The sequence below is a fragment of the Streptococcus sp. GMD4S genome (assembly GCF_000296955.1).
In genome coordinates, this window is the sequence record NZ_AJRE01000505.1 from 1 (window position 1) to 1,411 (window position 1,411).

Consider the following 1,411-nt stretch of genomic DNA (forward strand, 5'->3'; position numbering starts at 1 on the left):
TTGTGTTGTTGAGCTTTAAAGAAATTCATCTTATACCAATTCTCAACCTTGAGCTCCAACCCCTCATAACCCTCTGAGATTAGAATAGCTTCCACGTCATTTCGCGCCTTACTCCCTGCATTCTTTTCATGTGCATTATGCAGAAATGAATCCTTCAGATAATATTTCACCTTTTCTCCCCTTTATCCGTGATGTTTTTATATACTCCCGAGTTCTTTTTCTACCACATCCAATGCACGTTCAACAGTCACATGCATATCATAGTATTTATAATCTGCCAAGCGACCACAGAAGATAACGTGGCCATTTTTCTCAGCTTCTGCTAGGTACTGCTCATAAATAGCATTGTTTTTGGCATCATTGATTGGATAGTAAGGTTCATCTCCTCTTTTCCAATCTGCTGGATATTCTCGAGTAATAACCGTCTTGTCCTGAGTCCCAAACTCAAAATGTTTGTGTTCGATGATACGCGTATAAGGAATATCACGTTCAGTATAGTTGACTACAGCATTTCCTTGATAATTTTCTTGGTCCAGAATCTCATGCTCAAAACGGAGACTGCGATACTCAAGTTCACCAAATTTATAGTCAAAGAACTGATCAATCATCCCCGTGAAAACAATCTTATTCGCTGAAGCCTCCAAGTTCTCACGATCAGCAAAGAAATCTATATTAAGCTCTACTTCGATTCCTTCCAACAACTTTTCGATGATGACATTGTAACCACCAATTGGAATCCCTTGGTAACGGTCATTGAAATAATTGTTATCATAGGTCAATCGAACAGGTAAACGCTTGATGATAAAGGGTGGTAGTTCAGTAGCAGAACGCCCCCATTGCTTTTCGGTGTAGCCCTTGATTAGCTTTTCATAAACATCCGTACCAATCAACTTAATGGCTTGTTCCTCTAAATTTTTAGGCTCAACATCTTGCATGTGTGTCGTCTGCTCAGCAATCTTGTCCTTGACTTCTTGGGGTGTCTTTGTCCCCCACAAAGCATAGAAAGTGTTCATATTGAAAGGCAGATTGTAAAGATGTCCTTGATAGTTGGCAATAGGAGAATTGATATAATTGTTAAACTCCGCAAACTGATTGACATATTCCCATACCTTTTTATTAGATGTATGGAAGATATGAGCCCCATACTTGTGGACATTGATTCCTTCAACAGATTGGCAATAGATATTCCCACCAATATGTTCTCGTTTATCAATCACCTTCACCTTCTTGCCACGTTTGTTAGCTTCGTAGGCAAAGATTGCACCTGACAAGCCAGCACCGACAATCAAATAATCGTACATAAAATCTCCTTATTTCTTTAAAACACTTTTTAGTTCTTGAAAATCCAAGACACGTAAGACCAAAACCAAGCCACCGTAGACTAGGAAGCCAAGCAGAGAATAGATCAAGA

The 1,411-nt window shown here is 39.2% G+C and carries 1 protein-coding gene and 1 pseudogene; both read right to left on the reverse strand.

Annotated features, from left to right (window positions below; all coding sequences use genetic code 11):
• Positions 1–170 (reverse strand): annotated as a pseudogene (locus GMD4S_RS13410) (galactofuranosyltransferase); the annotation flags it as partial.
• A gap of 27 nt (positions 171–197) precedes the next feature.
• Positions 198–1,301, reverse strand: a complete 1,104-nt coding sequence (gene glf, locus GMD4S_RS12145) for a UDP-galactopyranose mutase (protein ID WP_000272514.1) — start codon at positions 1,299–1,301, stop codon at positions 198–200.
• Between the last annotated feature and the right edge of the window lie 110 nt (positions 1,302–1,411).